19 protein-coding genes are annotated in these 18,932 nt (G+C 59.0%); 8 read left to right on the top strand and 11 right to left on the bottom strand.

Annotated elements, in window-relative coordinates:
- The first annotated feature begins 67 nt into the window (after nt 1–67).
- The 6 genes from BLL52_RS08935 (at nt 68) to BLL52_RS08910 (ending at nt 5,959) form a co-directional block, all read left to right on the top strand.
- On the top strand, nt 68–874 hold the full coding sequence (locus BLL52_RS08935) for a cytochrome C assembly family protein (protein WP_075586353.1): 807 nt from the start codon (nt 68–70) through the stop codon (nt 872–874).
- Nucleotides 871–1,095 (top strand): PP0621 family protein, encoded by a 225-nt coding sequence (locus tag BLL52_RS08930; protein WP_075586352.1) that lies wholly within the window; start codon nt 871–873, stop codon nt 1,093–1,095. Before BLL52_RS08935 ends, BLL52_RS08930 begins: the two co-directional genes overlap by 4 nt.
- Before the next feature lie 15 nt (nt 1,096–1,110).
- Nucleotides 1,111–2,817 (top strand): sensor histidine kinase, encoded by a 1,707-nt coding sequence (locus BLL52_RS08925; protein WP_476748461.1) that lies wholly within the window; start codon nt 1,111–1,113, stop codon nt 2,815–2,817.
- Entirely contained in the window at nt 2,814–4,301 is a 1,488-nt protein-coding gene (locus BLL52_RS08920; RefSeq protein WP_075586351.1) for a sigma-54-dependent transcriptional regulator, read from the top strand. The genes BLL52_RS08925 and BLL52_RS08920 overlap by 4 nt, the downstream gene beginning before the upstream one ends.
- Nucleotides 4,285–4,896: a 1,6-anhydro-N-acetylmuramyl-L-alanine amidase AmpD gene (ampD, locus tag BLL52_RS08915; RefSeq protein ID WP_075586350.1), complete on the top strand. Its 612-nt coding sequence runs from the start codon at nt 4,285–4,287 to the stop codon at nt 4,894–4,896. The genes BLL52_RS08920 and ampD overlap by 17 nt, the downstream gene beginning before the upstream one ends.
- Before the next feature lie 436 nt (nt 4,897–5,332).
- The gene (locus tag BLL52_RS08910) at nt 5,333–5,959 is read left to right on the top strand and encodes a hypothetical protein (RefSeq protein ID WP_075586349.1); all 627 of its coding nucleotides are present in this window, start codon (nt 5,333–5,335) and stop codon (nt 5,957–5,959) included.
- A gap of 60 nt (nt 5,960–6,019) precedes the next feature.
- On the opposite strand, the gene BLL52_RS08905 is transcribed toward BLL52_RS08910, so the two are convergent.
- The 6 genes from BLL52_RS08905 to BLL52_RS08880 form a co-directional block, all read right to left on the bottom strand.
- Nucleotides 6,020–7,027 carry a zinc-ribbon and DUF3426 domain-containing protein gene (locus BLL52_RS08905; RefSeq protein WP_075586348.1) on the bottom strand — a complete coding sequence of 336 codons (1,008 nt, stop codon included), beginning with the start codon at nt 7,025–7,027 and terminating at the stop codon, nt 6,020–6,022.
- 36 nt (nt 7,028–7,063) lie between these two features.
- Nucleotides 7,064–7,951: a 50S ribosomal protein L11 methyltransferase gene (gene prmA / locus BLL52_RS08900; protein ID WP_075586347.1), complete on the bottom strand. Its 888-nt coding sequence runs from the start codon at nt 7,949–7,951 to the stop codon at nt 7,064–7,066.
- A 9-nt stretch (nt 7,952–7,960) separates the two neighbouring features.
- Nucleotides 7,961–9,313, bottom strand: coding sequence for an acetyl-CoA carboxylase biotin carboxylase subunit (gene accC, locus BLL52_RS08895; protein WP_075586346.1), 1,353 nt, complete (start codon nt 9,311–9,313; stop codon nt 7,961–7,963).
- 15 nt (nt 9,314–9,328) lie between these two features.
- Nucleotides 9,329–9,772, bottom strand: coding sequence for an acetyl-CoA carboxylase biotin carboxyl carrier protein (gene accB, locus BLL52_RS08890; RefSeq protein WP_075586345.1), 444 nt, complete (start codon nt 9,770–9,772; stop codon nt 9,329–9,331).
- Between the two features lie 125 nt (nt 9,773–9,897).
- Nucleotides 9,898–10,377, bottom strand: a complete 480-nt coding sequence (locus tag BLL52_RS08885; protein WP_274534896.1) for a TlpA family protein disulfide reductase — start codon at nt 10,375–10,377, stop codon at nt 9,898–9,900.
- Nucleotides 10,378–10,436: 59 nt separating this feature from the next.
- On the bottom strand, nt 10,437–11,030 hold the full coding sequence (locus BLL52_RS08880) for a hypothetical protein (RefSeq protein ID WP_075586343.1): 594 nt from the start codon (nt 11,028–11,030) through the stop codon (nt 10,437–10,439).
- Between the two features lie 85 nt (nt 11,031–11,115).
- Here BLL52_RS08880 and mpl point away from each other — a divergent pair, with 85 nt between their 5' ends.
- Nucleotides 11,116–12,528, top strand: a complete 1,413-nt coding sequence (gene mpl / locus BLL52_RS08875; RefSeq protein ID WP_075586342.1) for a UDP-N-acetylmuramate:L-alanyl-gamma-D-glutamyl-meso-diaminopimelate ligase — start codon at nt 11,116–11,118, stop codon at nt 12,526–12,528.
- Between the two features lie 156 nt (nt 12,529–12,684).
- Here mpl and BLL52_RS08870 read toward each other — a convergent pair whose 3' ends face one another.
- A complete protein-coding gene (locus BLL52_RS08870) occupies nt 12,685–13,827 on the bottom strand; it encodes a 3-deoxy-7-phosphoheptulonate synthase (RefSeq protein WP_075586341.1) in 1,143 nt (380 codons plus the stop codon).
- Between BLL52_RS08870 and BLL52_RS20755 the strand changes: the two genes are divergently transcribed.
- Nucleotides 13,826–13,972, top strand: a complete 147-nt coding sequence (locus BLL52_RS20755; protein WP_156876197.1) for a hypothetical protein — start codon at nt 13,826–13,828, stop codon at nt 13,970–13,972. The two genes, BLL52_RS08870 and BLL52_RS20755, sit on opposite strands and share 2 nt — an antisense overlap.
- A 118-nt stretch (nt 13,973–14,090) precedes the next feature.
- On the opposite strand, the gene tldD is transcribed toward BLL52_RS20755, so the two are convergent.
- The 4 genes from tldD to tyrS form a co-directional block, all read right to left on the bottom strand.
- Nucleotides 14,091–15,551 carry a metalloprotease TldD gene (gene tldD / locus BLL52_RS08865; protein WP_075586340.1) on the bottom strand — a complete coding sequence of 487 codons (1,461 nt, stop codon included), beginning with the start codon at nt 15,549–15,551 and terminating at the stop codon, nt 14,091–14,093.
- 45 nt (nt 15,552–15,596) lie between these two features.
- Complete coding sequence (rodA, locus tag BLL52_RS08860; RefSeq protein ID WP_075586339.1) at nt 15,597–16,751, bottom strand: rod shape-determining protein RodA; 1,155 nt, start codon at nt 16,749–16,751, stop codon at nt 15,597–15,599.
- Nucleotides 16,752–16,779: 28 nt separating this feature from the next.
- The gene (gene dtd, locus BLL52_RS08855) at nt 16,780–17,238 is read right to left on the bottom strand and encodes a D-aminoacyl-tRNA deacylase (protein ID WP_075587150.1); all 459 of its coding nucleotides are present in this window, start codon (nt 17,236–17,238) and stop codon (nt 16,780–16,782) included.
- A 410-nt stretch (nt 17,239–17,648) separates the two neighbouring features.
- A complete protein-coding gene (tyrS, locus tag BLL52_RS08850; RefSeq protein ID WP_075586338.1) occupies nt 17,649–18,893 on the bottom strand; it encodes a tyrosine--tRNA ligase in 1,245 nt (414 codons plus the stop codon).
- Nucleotides 18,894–18,932: the final 39 nt, after the last annotated feature.

The raw sequence follows: 18,932 nt of genomic DNA, 5'->3' as shown, positions 1-18,932 counted from the left end.
TCCGGCGGGCGGAGCCTGAGTTGGAGCCTTTGAGATAAGGCAAATGACAAAACGGTAAACTGTTGCCATGATTTTACCCAGTGCTTCCCCTCTAACACTTGTGCTGTCGCTGGCGGCCTCTGCTGCCTATGCGGTATCTGCCACCGGTGCCACGCGTACTGACCAAACACTGTCGCGTGTGGCCGTGTGGTTGGCGTGGTCGTTGCATGGCGCTTTGCTTGGCTGGAGCTTGTGGGGTGGGGAACGCCCACTGTTCGGGTTTGCCCCCGCGCTGTCGATTACCGCCTGGCTGGTCGGGCTGGTGTATGCGGTTGAAATTTTTGTTTTTCCACAACTCAAAACGCCCTGGGTTCTGTCAAGCATTGGCGCGGCGGTCGTGCTGCTGACCCTGCTTTTTCCGGGTGAGCCACTGAGTGCGAATTTGTCAGCCTGGTTGCCACTGCACTGGGCGCTGGGCATTGCGTCCTACGGTTTGTTTGCTGCGGCGGTAGTCCACGCCTGGATGATGACGCGTGCTGAGGCGCGCATTCGCATCGGCGCAGACGGTTTTACCGGCATGCCTTTGCTGACCATGGAGCGCCTGACCTTCCGCTTTGTGCATGTAGGCTTCCTGCTGCTGACAGCCACCCTGATTGCCGGCTTCTTCTTTGGCAACTATTTGTATGGCAGCGCGCACGCCATCAAGTGGGACCACAAAACCATTTTCTCGGTGCTGTCATGGCTAACTTTTGGTGTGCTGCTGATCGGGCGCGCGCGCTTTGGCTGGCGCGGTCGGCAAGCGGTTCGCGTGCTTTACATGGGCACCGGGCTGCTACTGCTGGCGTATGTGGGGTCGCGCTTTGTGCTTGAGGTGATGATGGGGCAGACCTTGTGAGAGGCCTGTTACTTCTGGCCGCTGTGCTGGTGATTGTCTGGCTATGGAGAAGCCGGGCCGGTTCGGTCAAGCCCGACCGTGCTACCCGAGCCGCCGAGCCACAGTTGGAGGACATGGTGCGCTGCCAGCAGTGTGGTTTGCACCTTCCGGCCGCTGATGCGATCACGGGTCGTCAAGGCAGTTACTGCTGTGCCGAGCATCTGCAGCTGTCAGAGTCCTGATTGGCTGCTGCGCCAGTGAACTCCCTCTGGCCAACTTCCTTCCCTAACGCTTCACACGCTGAGCTGGATCAGCCGCAGGAGTTTGAACGCCTGTGGCGCGGTTTCATGACCGCCCGTGCCACCTTGGGGTTGATGCTGGCACTGTTTCAGGTCGGCATTTATGCGCTGATACCGCAACAAAGCAGCGCGCCCCTGTTGATCTGCCTGACTTATTTTGCAGCGGCGCTGGCGGTGCGCCTGACCGGGCAGCCACAGCAACTGCAGCGGTCTTTTGACGCCTCCTGGCTACAGACCGTGGGGGTGGATGTGCTGGCTTTTGCCACTCTGCAAATCGTGCAAGGTGGTGCCATTGACTACACGCCTTTGTTTGCACTACCGGTGCTGGTGGTCGGCGTGCTGGGGTCCATGCTGCTGGCCATGGCCACTGCGGCCAGCGTCACCTTGCTGTTGTTTGCCCATGCCGCTTGGCTAATGACCCGGCACACCGGCGATGTCACAGGCAATTTTTTGCAGGCAGCGCTCACGGGTGCTGGGTGTTTCGCTATTTCATTCATAGCAAGCCAACTGGCGACACGCCTGGCCAATGTGGAGTTGCGGGCGCAGCGCAACCAGCTGGCTGTCGCCGAGCAGCGCCGGGTGAACGAGCTGGTGATCAAGTCGCTGACCGATGGCGTGCTGGTCGTCGACGAAGGTGGCAAGGTCCGTTCCACCAACCCAGCGGCCTGTCTGCTGCTAGACACGAGGGCGCAAAATGACGAGCTCGACCTGAGCACCCGTCCTGGCTGGCAGACTTTGATGCAGTTGGTGCACGCCAGCTTTGCCAGCCACCACCCGCAACAGGCTGACATCACCGTTGACAGGCCAGGTAGCAGCCCGCGCAGGCTGCGAGTACGCACCCAGCTGACCGGCTCACTGAAGGGCCAAACTCAAGAGCAAGTGCAGGGCCTGTGCGTGGTGTTCATGCAGGATCAGCGTGAGATTCAGGCGCGCATCAGGGCCGAAAAACTGGCAGGCATGGGTCGCATGTCGGCTGCGGTGGCACATGAAATTCGCAACCCGCTAGCCGCTATCACTCAGGCGAACGCCCTATTGACCGAGGACCTGAGCGACCCGGCGCAACAACGCCTGGCGCAAATGGTCGGTCAAAACGCACTGCGACTGGAAAACATCGTCAAAGATGTGCTGCACCTCGCGCATGCGGGTGAACCCGGCCGGGCAGACTCCGCAAAGTCGCTGGACATCTGCAAAAGCACAGAGCGCATTTGTCGGGATTGGGGCAATCAGCATGCGGCCGGTGGCGAGCTCGGCTTGAGCCTGCCCATAGAGCCACTTAACGGCTGGTTTGATGTGGAGCACTTGCGCCGGGTGTTGATCAATCTGCTAGACAACGCTCAGCGCTTCGCTAGCCACCGCCCCAGCAGCATTCAGGTCAGCCTGGAGAGTGGCGGCCAGATGCCTTCAAAAATTGGACTGACGCTACGCGTTTGGAGCGACGGAACGGTGCTGGACCCGTCGGTAGAGCAGCATTTGTTTGAGCCTTTTTTTTCGTCTGAGAGCCGCTCAAGCGGGCTGGGGTTGTATATTTGCCGTGAGCTGTGCGAGAGCCATGGCGCCACCATCTCCTACGACCGCAGCGACAGATTACTGAACCAGCAGCTGGTACCAGGCAACGAATTTCGCGTTGTTTTCAAGCCAGCACCTGACCAGCCCGCAACACCATGACCACACCTGCCAGCCACGCCCGGATTTTGGTCGTCGACGACGAGCCCGACCTGCGCACGCTGTACGAGCTGACCCTGTTGCGAGAGGGTCATCAGGTTGACACGGCGGAGAACCTTCAGCAGGCGCGTGCGCTGCTGGAAGCGCACCGCTTTGATGTGATGATCACTGACATGCGGCTGCCCGATGGCTTGGGCATGGCGCTCATCACCGACATCAAAGCCCAGGCCCGCAACGAACGCAGCATCGTTATTACCGCCTATGGGTCGGCTCAGAATGCGGTGGAAGCGCTCAAGGCAGGCGCCTTTGACTACCTGACCAAACCGGTTGATCTGAAGCAGTTCCGGGCGGTGGTGGCTTCGGCGGTGCGCAGCGTGACACCGGGGTCAGCAGACGAAGGTGCCCTCTTCAGCAAACCGACGCCAGGCGTGGTCGCCGGGGCGTTGGGCCAGCGTGCGCTGGACCGGCTGATCGGACACTCGCAGTGCATGCAACAGATCAAGACGCGCATCCTCAAGGTGGCCACCAGCATGGCGCCGGTGATGGTTACGGGCGAATCTGGCACCGGCAAAGAGCTGGTGGCCTATGCCATTCATGCCAACAGTCACCGTGTCAAAGGCCCCTGGGTTGCGGTGAACTGCGGCGCTATTCCTGAGACGCTGCTGGAGGCCGAATTTTTTGGTGCGCGCAAAGGGGCTTATACCGGAGCCACCCAAGACCGCGAAGGTTTTTTCCAGGCGGCGCGTGGCGGCACTTTGTTCCTAGATGAGATTGGTGACTTGCCGTTGCCGATGCAGTCCAAACTACTGCGCGCCATCCAGGAGCGGCGCATTCGCCCGCTGGGCTCGAACCAGGAAGAGGCGGTGGACGTGCGCATCGTCAGCGCCACCCATAGAAACCTGTCGCAAGAGGTGCAGAACGGCAACTTTCGCCAAGACCTGTTTTTTCGGCTCAACGTGATCGACCTGACGATTGCACCTCTGCGAGAGCGGGCCCAAGATCTGCCCGAACTGTGTCAGGTTTTGCTGGCACGTATTGCCCAGGAATCAGACACACCGGTGCCGACCTTGCCAGTTGAAGTGCTGCAGGAGCTGGCGTGTCTGACCTTGCCGGGGAATGTGCGCGAACTGGAAAACCTGCTGTACCGTGCCGTGGCACTGGGAGACGGGCAGAGCCTGCAGCTTGATCGCCCGGTGCAAGGCACGACAACGCTCAGCGACTCCACGCTGGATGCCCTCGAATTTGCTGCGGCTGCGTTGCCCACCCGTGAACAGATCGCGCCGGAACCTGTGGCCGGCGACTTGCAAACGCAACTCGACCAACTGGAGCGCAGCCTGTTGCTGCAGGCGCTGCGCGCTACCCAATTCAACCGCACTGCGGCAGCCGCGCGGTTGGGTTTGAATTTGCGCCAAATGCGCTATCGCATGGCACGGCTCAAAATTGATGCCCCCGGCACTGAAGATAACCCGGATGACGCCGCCGACTGAACGCTGCGGGGCTGTCGCCCCGAACGCCTTGTGGCGTGACGGCTGCTACCAGTTTGCAGCCCAACTGCCCTCACCCAACTTTGGCCCACGTCCAAAAGGCAGCTGTGTTGATTTGATCGTGCTGCACTCCATCAGCCTGCCACCGGGCCAGTATGGTGGTGACGAAGTTCAGCAACTTTTCACCAACCGGTTGGACTGGCAAGCCCACCCGTATTTTCATCGCATTCAGGGGCTGACGGTGTCCTCGCATTTTTATGTTCGCCGCAGCGGTGAGCTTTGGCAGTTTGTCAGCTGCGACGATCGCGCGTGGCATGCCGGCGCCTCCAGCTACCGGGGTCGCAGCAATTGCAACGACTTCAGCATCGGCATCGAACTTGAAGGCCTGGAGGGCACCCGCTTTGAGCCTGCCCAATACGCGACCCTGGTTGCTCTGTGCGCCAGCATCCAGCAGCGTTACCCCATCGAGCACCTGGCAGGGCACGAACACATTGCGCCTGGTCGCAAACACGACCCCGGCGCCGGTTTTGACTGGCACCTGTTAGAGCGCTCTCTGGCCCTAGACGCAAGGCTGTTGCCAGCAGCGGTACGCGCCTGAACAAGGCCTGCGCACACAGCAGCGCCACAGAGTCGCTGTTGATACGCAACATCGCAGGCTTCATCACCATTTGCTTGCTTGTGCAGCTTTCAATTTGTGCAATGAACTCTGATAATTTGCGGATTGGAAAATACTATGTCGCCCCGGTCCCAAAAAGTCACTCCTACTGCCAACCCTTCGCCTCTTTCGCACTGCCAGATTCAGGGCTGGTCGCGCGTCATCAACCCCTTCAAGGCTACCGCGACCCTGCCGGTTGAGGCCTCACGTTGAACCAGACGATGCGAGCCCACCCTCTTTCACAAGCCAGACGAAAACTGCTTTGTCGCGTGCCTGTGTGTTCCCATTCATGGTGCTGGGGCAGCCCCAACAACCTGAATCACTTTATGCCAAATCATTGACATAAGGTGCTCTTTGTAGCTACCCCAAGGAGAAGTTGATGGTCATTGCTAAAAAACCCGCCGCGAAAAAAGCGGCTCCAGTACCCACGGCTGTTGTGGCCAAAACACCTGCGCCAGCAGCTAAAAAAGCCAGCCCGACCAAGCCTGCTGCTTCGGCCAAAAAATCTGTGGCGGCGGTGAAACAAGCTGCGGCACCTGTGGCTAAGAAAAGGGCAGCACCTGCAGCCAAGAAAGCCACTGCGCTCGCGAAAAAAGCCGTTGCAGTACCAACCAAGGCAGCACCCGCACCGAATGCCGCGCCCGCCAAAAAGGTTACGCCTTCGCCTGCTCCTGCGAAAACCGCTGCTGCCAAAAAGGCACCTGTCACCGCGAAGAAAGCTGCACCCCCGGTGAAAAAAGCAGCCGCTGCCGCCCCAGCGCCAGCGCCAGCCCCAGCGCCAGCGCCAGCCAAAAAGGCTGCTGCGCCCGCCAAGAAAGCGGCGACGCCTGCTAAAGCTGCCGCACCCGCCCAAGCTGCAGCACCAGCGAAAGCCGCAGCACCGGTCAAAGCTGCAGCGCCTGCTGCCAAGACGCCAAAAACAGCGGCTGCCACGCTAGCGCCAGCCTCCAAGACTAAGCTCAATCCTCAGGCAGCGTGGCCATTTCCTACCGGGTCCAAGCCCTGATTGGCGTGAGCGCTCGCAGCATCAAACCCTGGCATTTTTCCAGGGTTTTTTCTGCGCTGATCAGGGGTAAAAAGCCAGCAAGCGGTAACCCACCACGGCCAACGAAGATACATCCGACGTAACACGCAGATTCACCGCCACCGGCCATTCAGAAGCAGCGGGCAGACGTTCAGAGGCCGCTGCCAACTCGCGCGGCGACAACACACGGCGAACCACCACCTGATCCTGCACGTCGGTCAGCGTCAATTCAACGCTGGGCACCGCCAGCATCAGAGGGTCGGTATTTTTGAGGACAAAGCTCAGGCGATAACGGTCGGGGCCCAGTTTGGTGAAAGCAGCCGAATCGATCGCCATCGATTCAATCTTTTGTAATGGTTGGACCGAGCAGCGTAGAAAAGCACACACCTTGGTCAACGCAGGCTGCCAGTTTGGCCGTGAGGCCGACAGCCGGTCGTGGTCCTGATAAACCCACTGAGCACCCAAACCCAGAGTCAACACAATAGCAATTCCCGCCAGGGCCCGCTTGACAGTGCCAGGTTCCCAAATCGGTATGGGAGCTGCGTCACGCATGAACGATATTGACGCAGCTTTGGGTTCTGGCGCGACGGGTTCATTAACAGGTTCAGGTGCGCTAGGCAGCGCTGGTTCAGTGGTGGTTTCAGACGCTGCGCTTGAAATAACGTTTTGAACTTCGGGCGCATCGGGATTCGAGGGTTCCCACTCGGCAGAAACAACCGATAGATCTTCGTGGCCGACCAGAGCGCCAATGGCTTCTGGCTCTGGCTCTGGCTCTTCTAGATGATTCACCGCTGCGCAATCATCCTGATCACGTTCTGCGGGAAGTGCCAAATCATCCGCCGAGGCCTCGTCGATGGGGTCGACTAGCGACTCAGGCGGTGGCGCGCTGACGACTTCTGCCGGCTCAATCGACGCCTCCAAAAGATGCTGGGAGGCGTCAAAAATTTCGTCGCAGTGTCCGCACTTGACCCATCCCTGGGAAATGCGCAACTGGTCGGGCACAACCTTGTAGAGGGTGGTGCAGGCGGGGCAACGTGTCAGGAGACTCATAAACGGGGGGGTGGAACGGCCGTTGAGTCTAGCGCCTCAACGCTTTGCCGTCATCAAAATCCAGCCATCTTCCTGCTCCGTAACCGTCAAGCTGCAATAAGGTGCATAAGCAGCCTTGAGTTCGTCAGCCTGGCGCTCCAGAATGCCCGCCAGCACCAAATGACCGCCGTCTGCCACGCGCGACCACAACAGCGGAGCCAACACTGTCAAGGGTGTGGCCAGAATGTTGGCCAGCACCGTTTGGTAACTCCCAGACGCCAACTCTGGCAAACCTGCGCGCAGTTGCACATGGTTGGCTTGCGCGTTGAGGCGCGTGGCCTCGACCGCACCGGTATCAATGTCCACCGCATCAATATCTGAGGCGCCAAACTTGGCAGCACCGACCGCGAGAATGCCTGAGCCACAGCCATAGTCCAGAACCCTGGACAGCGCTACATCCGCCTCATTGCGCGCAATCCAGCGCAGGCACATGCGGGTGGTGGGGTGTGTACCGGTACCAAACGCCAAGCCCGGGTCCAGCCTGATCACCACTCGCGCTGCGTCAGGCGGCTCGTGCCATGTGGGGACGATCCAGAACTCAGGTGTGATCTCCACCGGCGCAAACTGCGACTGAGTAAGCCGAACCCAATCCTGCTCGGGCACGTGCTCAATGCCCAACGCTTCGCAACCGACAAAAAAGTCTTGTAATCGCAGCAGTTGCAAGGCACTTTGCGCCTGAGCCTGCTCCGCAAACAAAGCCAGCACGCGTGACCGTTGCCAGCCATCCTTGGGTGCAGGCATACCGGGCTCGCCAAACAGGGCTTGCTCGGCGTCGGTCTGGGCGTCGGCATCTTCCACACTGACACTCAGCGCCTCGAGCACCTCCAGTGCCTCGCTGAGCGGTTCGACCCGATCCGCTGGGCACATCAATCGCAGTTCAAACATGCGTCGCCCCTACTTGTGAGCGCGGTCAGCCAGCCAGCCTTCCAAATAGTGAATGTTGGTACCACCCTCCATGAATTTTGCGTCGATCATCAACTCACGATGCAGCGCGATATTGGTATTGATACCTTCTACAACCGTCTCGCCTAACGCCGTGCGCATGCGGGCCAAGGCCTGCTCGCGGGTATCGCCATGGGCGATCACCTTGCCAATCATCGAGTCGTAATTCGACGGCACAAAATAGTTCGTGTAGATATGGGAGTCAACCCGGATGCCCGGCCCACCGGGTGGGTGCCACATGGTGATACGCCCGGGCGACGGAACGAACTTGTAAGGGTCTTCGGCGTTCAGACGACACTCAATGGCATGGCCACGGATCTGGATCTGACGCTGCGTGAACGGCAACTTTTCACCGGCCGCCACCATGATCTGGGTTTTGACGATATCAATGCCGGTAGTCATTTCCGTAACCGGATGCTCAACTTGCACGCGAGTGTTCATCTCAATGAAGTAAAACTCACCGTCTTCATATAGAAACTCGAACGTCCCCGCGCCGCGGTAGCCGATGCGTTTGCAAGCCGCCACACAGCGCTCACCAATACGGTCGATGATCTTGCGGGGAATACCGGGGGCAGGTGCCTCCTCGATCACTTTTTGGTGGCGGCGCTGCATAGAGCAATCCCGCTCACCCAAATACACCGCATTCTTGAATTTGTCAGCCAGGATCTGGATTTCAATGTGGCGCGGATTCTGGAGAAACTTCTCCATGTAAACCGCCGAGTTGTTGAAGGCGGCTCCGGCTTCGCTCTTGGTCATGGCCACGGCATTGATGAGCGCCGCTTCGGTGTGAACCACCCGCATGCCACGCCCGCCCCCACCACCGGCAGCCTTGATGATCACCGGGTAGCCGACGGCTTTGGCGATACGCTTGACCTGCACGGGGTCGTCTGGCAACTCGCCTTCCGAGCCCGGCACGCAAGGCACACCCGCCTTGATCATGGCCTGCTTGGCCGACACCTTGTCACCCATGATCCGGATGGATTCCGGCGTGGGACCAATGAACTGAAAGCCGCTACGCTCGACCCGCTCGGCAAAATCGGCGTTCTCGCTCAAAAAACCATAGCCGGGGTGGATAGCCTCCGCGTCTGTCACCTCTGCCGCCGAGATGATGGCCGGCATATTCAGATAACTCAAGCCCGACTGGGCCGGGCCAATGCAAACAGCCTCCTCGGCCAGCTTGATATATTTGGCGTCACGATCAGCCTCAGAGTAGACCATGACCGCCTTGATGCCCATCTCACGACAGGCGCGCTGAATGCGCAAGGCAATTTCGCCACGGTTGGCGATCAGGATTTTTTTAAACATAGATGGCGCCCGGCGTCACTCGATGATGAACAGCGGCTGGCCATACTCAACCGCTTGCCCGTTTTCCGCCAGGACGCGCTTGATGGTGCCGGTTTTGTCAGCCTCAATCTCGTTGAGGATCTTCATCGCCTCAATGATGCACAAAGTATCGCCTTCCTTGACCGCATCACCCATCTCCACAAAGGATTTGGCGCCAGGGGTGGCTGACCTGTAAAAGGTACCCACCATGGGTGACTTGGTGATGTGGCCGGTTTCAATCGCCACAGCAGGCTCAGCGGTCGCCACAGGGCCTGCCACTGCCACCGATGCCACTGGCGTGGTCATCTGAACAAATTGCGGAGCTATCGCGGCGCTGGCCTTGACAATGCGCACCTTACCCTCGGCTTCGGTGATTTCGAGCTCCGAAACATTCGACTCTGAAACCAGGTCAATGAGGGTTTTAAGTTTTCTAAGGTCCATAAACACTCCAACATGCAGTAGGGGGATTTAGACTGAATTTACGCCAACTTCTGTCAACTGTCAGCAAATGACTTAAATATCAATCTAAAAACCAGCATTTTACAACCAAAAAGCCTTTTGTCAGCTTAGCCTGCTTGCACCCAGGCAGCCAGATCATCCGGCGAGACGCGTCCTATTTTACGATGCACCACCGCACCCGCAGGACTAAAAACAACAGTAAACGGCAAACCACCACTCAAATTCCCCAGCGAGCGGCTGATCTCCGTGCCGTCCATGCCCGCCAAAGCCACCGGAAAAGATAGAGGATTTTGGGCCTGAAAACGCTTGACAGCGCTGGGCTGGTCTACGGCCAAACCCAAAACTTGCCAGTTTTTAGGCTTGTTTTCATTATGAAAGGCGCTCAATAGAGGCAGTTCAGCCACACACGGGGGGCACCAGGTAGCCCAGAAATTCACCAACAGGTTTTGCCCGCGGAAGGACGCCATAGGCAAAGTGGCGCCATCAAGTTGGCTGAATTCTGTTTGCCAAAAGGCCTCCTCGACCGGCCCGGGCTGTCTGCTGACTTCAGGCTGGCGGCGCAACGCGTAGGCCGTAACGCCCGCCACCACGGCAACACCAGCAGCAGCCAGCCAGGCCCGGCGCGAATGGCCAGAGGCTGGCGCGCTCAAGCCTGCACCTCAGCCAACACACGGCGCAACGCCCGCAGATCGCCGCGTGGTGCGCGCCCTTTGCCGTCAGGAATCAGGGCGCCGCGCACATCGTCACGGTCATAAATCATCAAATGCACACCAATCTCCTCTTGCAACTCTGCACAAAACGCATGAACACTGAGCGCATCGACGGTTTCACCATTAAAACCGGTCACCCTGTGCGGAAGGTAGCGCACTTTCCTGTCAATCAACGCAATTTCTGTCGATTTGCAGTCATCACAAAACAACTGCAGGTAAATATCTGACAGCCGCGTGGCGGTGCCGCGCCAAACCGCACCGCCAAGGTGCGGCCGAAACTCCTCCAAGCGCTCCATCCAGACCAGGGCCAAGCGGCGTAACGCCAGCAGCTCTTGCGGTTGGGTGTCGCAGCAAAACACCGCCAGGTAGTCGCGAACTGCATCTTCGAGCTGATCGTTGCCGGGCAGTGCGGTGCGCCCTGGCAAACCCATCGCTTTCACGGCGCGGCGCTTTGCAGGGCCATATTCAAGCCCCTCCTCCACCACCCAGCGGGCAGCTTGCGCCGCGATCTCGGTCTGCAAATCGTTCATAGAGCGCGGATTTTGCCCTGATTCACACCACCCGCCCAGACGCAAGGCCAAGCGGCGCAGGTAGTGCGTTCTCTAGAATCAGAGCATGCACATTCATATTTTGGGTATTTGCGGCACCTTCATGGGCGGTCTGGCTGCTTTGGCGCGCGAGGCGGGTCACAAGGTCACCGGTTGCGATGCGGGTGTTTACCCGCCGATGAGCGACCAGTTGCGTGCCTTGGGAATTGACCTCTTGGACGGCTTTGCGGCGGACCAAATCAACCTGAATCCTGACATCTTTGTGGTGGGCAACGTGGTGAGCCGCGCACGTCTGAGCGACGGCAACCCGAAGTTCCCGTTGATGGAGGCGATTCTGGACGCTGGCCTGCCCTACACCAGCGGCCCCCAGTGGCTTAGCGAACACATCTTGCAGGGCCGCCATGTGGTCGCCATTGCCGGTACGCACGGCAAAACCACCACCGCCGCTATGACCTCCTGGGTGCTGGAATGCGCAGGCCTGCAACCTGGCTTTCTGGTGGGTGGTGTGCCTTTGAATTTTGGCATCTCTGCCAGACTGGGTACTGGAAAAGCCTTTGTGATTGAGGCTGATGAGTACGACACGGCGTTTTTCGACAAGCGGAGCAAATTTGTGCATTACCGTCCGCGCACTGCCGTGCTGAACAATCTGGAATTCGATCACGCTGACATCTTTGATGATCTTGCCGCTATCGAGCGCCAATTCCACTATCTTGTTCGCACCGTCCCAGGCACTGGTGCACACGGCAGTGGCCGGATTGTGGTCAACGGGTTGGAAGAAAGCTTGGCCCGAGTGCTGCACATGGGCTGCTGGAGCGAGGTGCGTAGCTTTGGCGCGGCAGTGGGCGACTTCACCGCCGTGGGCTCCGCCAACGATTTTGAGGTGCTCCACCATGGCAATGCCGCAGGTCACGTGCGTTGGGGGCTGACCGGTGTCCACAACCAACTGAATGCGCTGGCCGCCATCGCTGCAGCAGAACATCTGGGCGTTGCGCCAGAGGCCGCAGCCACCGCGTTAGGTAGGTTCGAGAACGTCAAACGCCGCATGGAGGTGCGCGGCACGGTCACGGTGGGCCATGACGCTACGGCTGGCACGGTCACGGTTTATGACGATTTCGCGCACCACCCCACTGCCATCCGCACAACGCTGGACGGTCTGCGCAACTCGCTGCCAAGCGGAGAGCGTATCCTGGCGGTGTTTGAGCCGCGCTCCAACACGATGAAGCTGGGCACCATGAAAGCACTGCTGCCCTGGAGCCTGGAGAACGCTGACCTGGCTTTCTGCCACAGTGCGGGGCTCGACTGGGATGCGGCAAGCGCCCTGGCACCGATGGCTGACCGGGCGCTGGTCAGTGACCAGCTAGACGTGCTGGTAGCCGCCGCCACACGGGCAGCCCGCGCGGGTGACCACATCGTGTGCATGAGCAACGGCGGCTTTGGTGGCGTGCATGCCAAACTATTGTATTCACTACAAAATATATAGCTACTACCGCTTGATCTGTAAGGGCTAGAGGCCAAAAAGGCATATAACCCTTAAAGTGACAAGAGGCACGGGTTTTTACCTGTGACGATCGCCCTCGACACGCTGATCTCTTGGCTGCATCGGCTCAAGGCGCAAGCTTCGCGATCTGCATCCGGCTCAAGCGGCGCGTCGCGTCAGCACCGCTTGCGACAGCAATTCCAGCACCTGTAGCGAATCGTCCCAGCCCAGGCAAGCGTCGGTGATGCTTTGGCCATAAACCAGCTTGTCGGTTTTGTCCTTGCCAGGCGTGAACTTTTGTGCACCTGCGCTCAGGTGGCTTTCCACCATCACACCGAACACCTGCTTCGAGCCACCTGAAATCTGCCCAGCAATGTCGCGCGCCACGTCGATCTGCTTCTCGTGCTGCTTGCTGCTGTTGGCGTGGCTGCAATCCACCATCAGGGTCTGCGGCAGTTTGGACTTTTCCAGTTCGGTGCAGGCAGCAGCGACGCTCACAGCGTCAAAGTTGGGCGCCTTGCCACCGCGCAAAATCACATGGCAATCCTTGTTGCCCTTGGTCTGGACGATGGCCACCTGGCCATTTTTGTGCACCGACAAAAAGTGATGACCGCCCGCTGCAGCATGGATCGCGTCGGTGGCGATGCGGATATTGCCGTCGGTGCCATTTTTGAAACCAATCGGTGCCGACAGGCCTGAGGCCAGTTCGCGGTGCACCTGGCTCTCGGTGGTGCGTGCGCCAATCGCCCCCCAACTGATCAAATCGCCCAGATACTGCGGCGAGATGACGTCGAGAAACTCGCTACCTGCAGGCAAGCCCAGGCGGTTAATGTCGATGAGCAGTTGACGCGCCATGCGCAAACCTTCGTCGATGCGGAAGCTCTCGTCCAGGTACGGGTCGTTGATCAGGCCCTTCCAGCCAACGGTGGTGCGTGGCTTCTCAAAATACACGCGCATCACAATTTCCAGCGAATCGGCGTATTTTTCGCGTTGCACCTTCAATTTGCGGGCGTACTCCATGGCAGCAGCCGGGTCATGAATGGAGCATGGGCCAATGACCACCAGCACGCGATCGTCCTTGCCGGTCGTGATGTTGTGAATGTTGCGGCGGGTGGCGCTGATCATGGTCTCGGCCGGTGTGCCCTTGATGGGGAAAAACCGGATCAAATGTTCGGGTGGCGGTAGCACGGTGATGTCCTTGATGCGTTCGTTGTCGGTCTGACCTGTTCGATCAGGGGCGTTGGCATTCAAAGAATGGTTCCAGGCATCTGGATCAGCACTGACAACAGTTTTGGCATTCATGGAAGATTTCCTTGCAGGTTTGGCATCAAAAACACATAAAAAAACCGCCGGGGCTGCCGGCGGTTTTGAAGAATCAGGACGTTTGGTTTGGGAACGTTTCAGAACTCTCTTCCGCCAGCGGCGCTTGAGAACCAAAAGTAGCTAAAGAAGAAGGTCACTGATGTCATGGAGTTTGAATGTAGCACAGTCATTTCACCAAAACCTGACAGACTGAAGCATCGGTATTGGGCCTTCTGGTGAGCCATGGCGGAAGTGATGCCTGATCAGGCCGTGCCGCCGACCGTCAACCCATCCAGCCGCAGGGTCGGCTGGCCCACTCCAACCGGCACACTTTGACCCTCTTTGCCGCAGGTGCCGACACCGCTGTCGAGTTGCATGTCGTTGCCAATCATGCTGACGCGTTTCAGGCATTCTGGCCCGCTACCCACCAGCGTGGCGCCCTTCACCGGATACTGAATTTTGCCGTTTTCCACCCAGTAAGCCTGGCTGGCTGAAAACACAAACTTGCCAGAGGTAATGTCCACTTGGCCACCACCAAAGTTGGTGGCATACAAGCCACGTTTGATGCTGGCCACAATTTCTTCCGGCGCTTTGTCGCCAGCCAGCATGTAGGTGTTGGTCATACGTGGCAGCGGAACGTGGGCGTAACTTTCGCGCCGGCCATTGCCGGTGGGCGGGACGCCCATCAGGCGGGCGTTCATCGCGTCCTGAATGTAGGCCTTCAAAATGCCGTCTTCAATCAACACATTGCGTCCGCTGGCGTTGCCTTCGTCGTCCACATTGAGTGAACCACGGCGGTCGGCCAGGGTGCCGTCGTCCAGCACCGTCACACCTTTGGCTGCTACCCGCTGGCCAATACGTCCACTAAAGGCGCTGGAGCCCTTGCGGTTGAAATCGCCCTCCAGCCCGTGACCAATGGCCTCGTGCAGCAAGATGCCAGGCCAGCCCGGGCCAAGCACCACAGTCATCTCGCCAGCAGGTGCCGGGCGCGCCTCCAGGTTCGTCAGCGCAGCACTGACCGCCTCGTCCACATACTTTTCAATCAGTGCGTCGTCAAAATAAGCAAAACCGAAGCGCCCGCCACCGCCTGCTGAGCCCACCTCGCGGCGGCCTTTTTGCTCGGCAATCACCGTCACACTTAGACGCACCAGCGGGCGCACATCAGCGGCCAGGGTGCCGTCAGCACGCGCCACCAGCACCACGTCATGCTCGGCGGCCAGGCTAGCCATCACCTGCGCCACACGCGGGTCTTTGGCGCGCGCCAACTTTTCGACCTTTTCCAGCAAGGCCACTTTGGCTGTGCTGTCCAAGCTGGCAATAGGGTCCAGCCCATGATAAAGAGCACGCGAAGGCGCTATTTTTTTAGTAGCTACTCGCCCTTTGCGGTTCTGGGCTGCAGCCGAAATAGTCCTTACAGTGCGGGCCGCATCCATGAGCGACGCCTCAGAGATGTCATCCGAGTAGGCAAAGGCGGTTTTCTCGCCACTCACCGCGCGCACCCCCACGCCCTGATCAATGCTGAAGGAGCCGGTTTTGACGATGCCCTCTTCCAGGCTCCAGCCTTCGCTGCGGGTGTACTGGAAATACAGGTCCGCCTCGTCGACTTGGTGCGCCTTGATGGCCGCCAAGGCCCGACTGAGGTGCCCCTCATCCAGACAAAAAGGAGTCAGCAGCAGGGACTTGGCAACGCCTAGGCGCTCGATGGTGGGTTCGCGTGAAATCATGGCCGCGATTTTAGGGCTTGGGGGCAGACCCGACGCCCACTGGTGTTATGACTTCACCAGCCGCTTTGACTTGGCAATCGACATCAGAATGCCCAGCCCCAAGCCGAGCGTCACCATCGCCGTACCGCCGTAGCTGATGAACGGCAGCGGCACCCCCACCACTGGCAAAATGCCGCTGACCATGCCCATATTCACAAACGCATAGCAAAAGAAGATAGCTGCCATGGCACCGGCCAACAGCCGGGAAAACACGGTGGGGGCCTCCAGCGCAATGGCCAGCGCTCGCAGCACAAGGAAAAGGAAGGTGGCAATCAGCAGCAGGTTGCCCACCAGACCAAACTCCTCAGAAAACGCCGCAAAAATAAAGTCGGTGGTGCGCTCCGGGATGAATTCAAGATGCGTTTGGGTGCCCTGCATGAAGCCCTTACCCCAGACACCGCCCGAGCCGATGGCAATCATGCCCTGGATGATGTGAAAACCCTTGCCCAGCGGGTCGCGGCCAGGGTCCAGCAGCGTACAAACCCGCTGTTGTTGATACTCCCGCAGTAGCGGCCAGTCGACACCGGGCGCGCAAAGCTCAGGCTCAAACACTACCAGCAGCGTGATCCCCACCAAGCCCAGCAGCAGCGGCGGCATCACCAGTTTCCAGCTCAAGCCGGCAAAAAAGATCACCGACAGGCCAGCTGCCAGCACCAACAAGGAGGTGCCAAGGTCAGGCTGCTTCATGATCAGGCCCACCGGCAGCGCCAGCAGTACCCCTGCCACCAGAAAGTCCAAGGCACGCAGCTGACCTTCACGCCGCTGAAACCACCAGGCCAGCATCAACGGCATGGCAATCTTCAGGATTTCGCTGGGCTGAATGACCACTCCCACATCCAGCCAGCGGGTTGCGCCTTTCTTGGTGACCCCAAAAAACGCCACGGCAATCAGCAAGGCGACGCCCACCATGTAAAGCGGAACCGCTAAGCTCATCAAGCGCTGTGGCGAAATTTTCGCGACCGTAAAAAGTATGGCAAAAGCTATGAGCATGTTGCGCCCATGGTCCTGGAACCGGCTGCCGTGGTCGAAACCTGCGGAGTACATGGTGATCAACCCTGCACAGACCAGCAGCAGCACGGCCAGCGCCAGGGGCCCGTCAAAACCACCCAGCCACGGCGAAATGCGGCGCCAAAGCGAGGGACGTTCAAAAACAAAAGACATGGGGCCTCATTATCCGGTGCGTGAACGACTAGGCGGTCAGACGCAGCGCAATGGTGACCGGTCCATCGTTGACCAGATGCACCAGCATGTCGGCACCAAACTTACCGGTTTGCACCACAGCGTGCTTTTGCCGCGCCTGTGCAACCAGATAGTCAAACCAGCGGCGGCCTTCGTCAGGTGGGGCGGCACCGGTAAACCCGGGCCGGTTGCCGCCAGCGGTGTCTGCGGCCAGCGTGAACTGGCTGACCAGCAACAGGCCACCGGCTGCGCCATGACCGTCCATGTCCTGCACGCTGTGGTTCATTTTGCCAGCGGCATCATTGAAGATGCGTAGCTTGAGGATCTTGGACAACATCCTGTCGCAGACGGCAGCGGTGTCGCCGCGCTCGGCACACAGCAACACCAGCAAACCGGCATCAATCGCGCCAATCACCTGCCCGGCCACCTCGACCCGAGCACAGCGCACACGCTGTAGCAGCGCCATCATGGCGGCACCATCGCCCACGCGGGCGCACGCCGCTCAAGCGGCGAGGTGTCAGATAAGGCGTCGGATATGAAAGTTTTAAGGTGAGGTCGAGCTGTCATTGCGAACGCCAGTGAAGCAATCCATGCCGCCGAATCGCAGGACTGCCTCGCAACGCTGGCATTGACAGCAGGATTTTTATGCTTTGAAGCGGCTTCGTTGCCATGGCAGTCAGGTAAGGGCATGGGGCAATTCAATCGTCGTTCAAGTTAAAACGTGTCTTATATTCTGGCTAATCCAGAACTTGTACCAGGGTTCAACCCAAGGCTGGTAACTATTAAAATAGTAGCTGCTCGCGCTTAAGGCATAAGGGCTAGAGCCCAAAAGACCTTATAAAACGCTTGACGGGAGTGGCATTGCACTCAAGCGGCTGTTCAGCCCAGCGTCACGCGCGCAAATTTGCGCTTGCCCACCTGCAGCACATAGGTCCCAGCGCCCAGCTTCAGACCTTTGTCGTTGACCACAGTAGCATCCACGCGCACGCCACCACCGTCTATCAGGCGGTTGCCCTCGCCACTCGACGCGGCCAGCCCGGCAGATTTCAGCAGCGCACCAATGCCCAAAGCGGCACCGCCTTCGCCCAGCGGCAGGTTGATCTCATTGATCCCGTCCGGGATGCCGCCTTGGCTTCGGTTGATGAAATCCTGCTCGGCAGTATCCGCCGCTGCGGCGTTGTGAAAACGCGTGGTGATCTCTTTGGCCAGGGCCACCTTGGCGTCTTTCGGGTTACGCCCGGTAGCCACTTCGGCCTTCAGTGCGGCAATCTGTGCTTCTGACTGGAAACTCAGCAGCGTGTACCAGCGCCACATCAGCAGGTCAGAAATGCTCAACACTTTGGCAAACATGGTGTTGGCGCCTTCGCTGATGCCGATGTAATTGTTTTTGCTCTTGGACATTTTCTCCACGCCGTCCAACCCTTCGAGCAGCGGCATGGTCAAGATGCATTGCGGCTCCTGGCCGTATTCGGCTTGCAAATGGCGGCCGACCAGCAGGTTGAATTTCTGGTCCGTGCCGCCCAACTCCAGGTCACTCTTCAATGCCACCGAGTCGTAGCCCTGCATCAGTGGGTACAAAAATTCGTGCACAGAAATGGGTGCGCCGGCGTGAAAGCGGTCATGAAAGTCGTTGCGCTCCATCATGCGCGCCACGGTGTAGCGCGCTGCCAGTTGGATCACGCCGCGCGAACCCAACGCATCGCACCATTCGCTGTTGTAGCGAATCTCGGTTTTGGATGGGTCCAGCACCATCGAAGCCTGGCGGTAGTAAGTCTGAGCGTTGATGTCGATCTGCTCGCGGGTCAAGGGCGGGCGGGTGCTGTTGCGCCCGGACGGATCACCAATGAGCGTGGTGAAATCACCAATCAAAAAAATCACCGTGTGACCCAAGTCCTGTAACTGACGCATCTTGTTCAGCACCACGGTGTGGCCAATGTGGATGTCGGGCGCAGTCGGGTCCAGGCCGAGCTTGATCCGCAGCGGCGTGCCCGTGGCCTCGGAGCGCACCAGCTTTTTGACCCAGTCTTTTTGCGGTATCAACTCTTCGCAGCCGCGCAAAGTCACTGCAAGGGCTTCGCGAACGCTGTCAGAGAGGGGAAAATCTGTGGTTTTTTGCTGAGTCATATGGGTTTTCCCGCATCCACCTTGAGGGGAGGGGTTTAT

The organism is Rhodoferax antarcticus ANT.BR (assembly GCF_001938565.1).
Taxonomy (GTDB): domain Bacteria; phylum Pseudomonadota; class Gammaproteobacteria; order Burkholderiales; family Burkholderiaceae_C; genus Rhodoferax; species Rhodoferax antarcticus.
The sequence above is the reverse complement of the archived record's forward strand: the minus strand, read 5'-3'. Positions and strand labels throughout refer to the sequence as shown.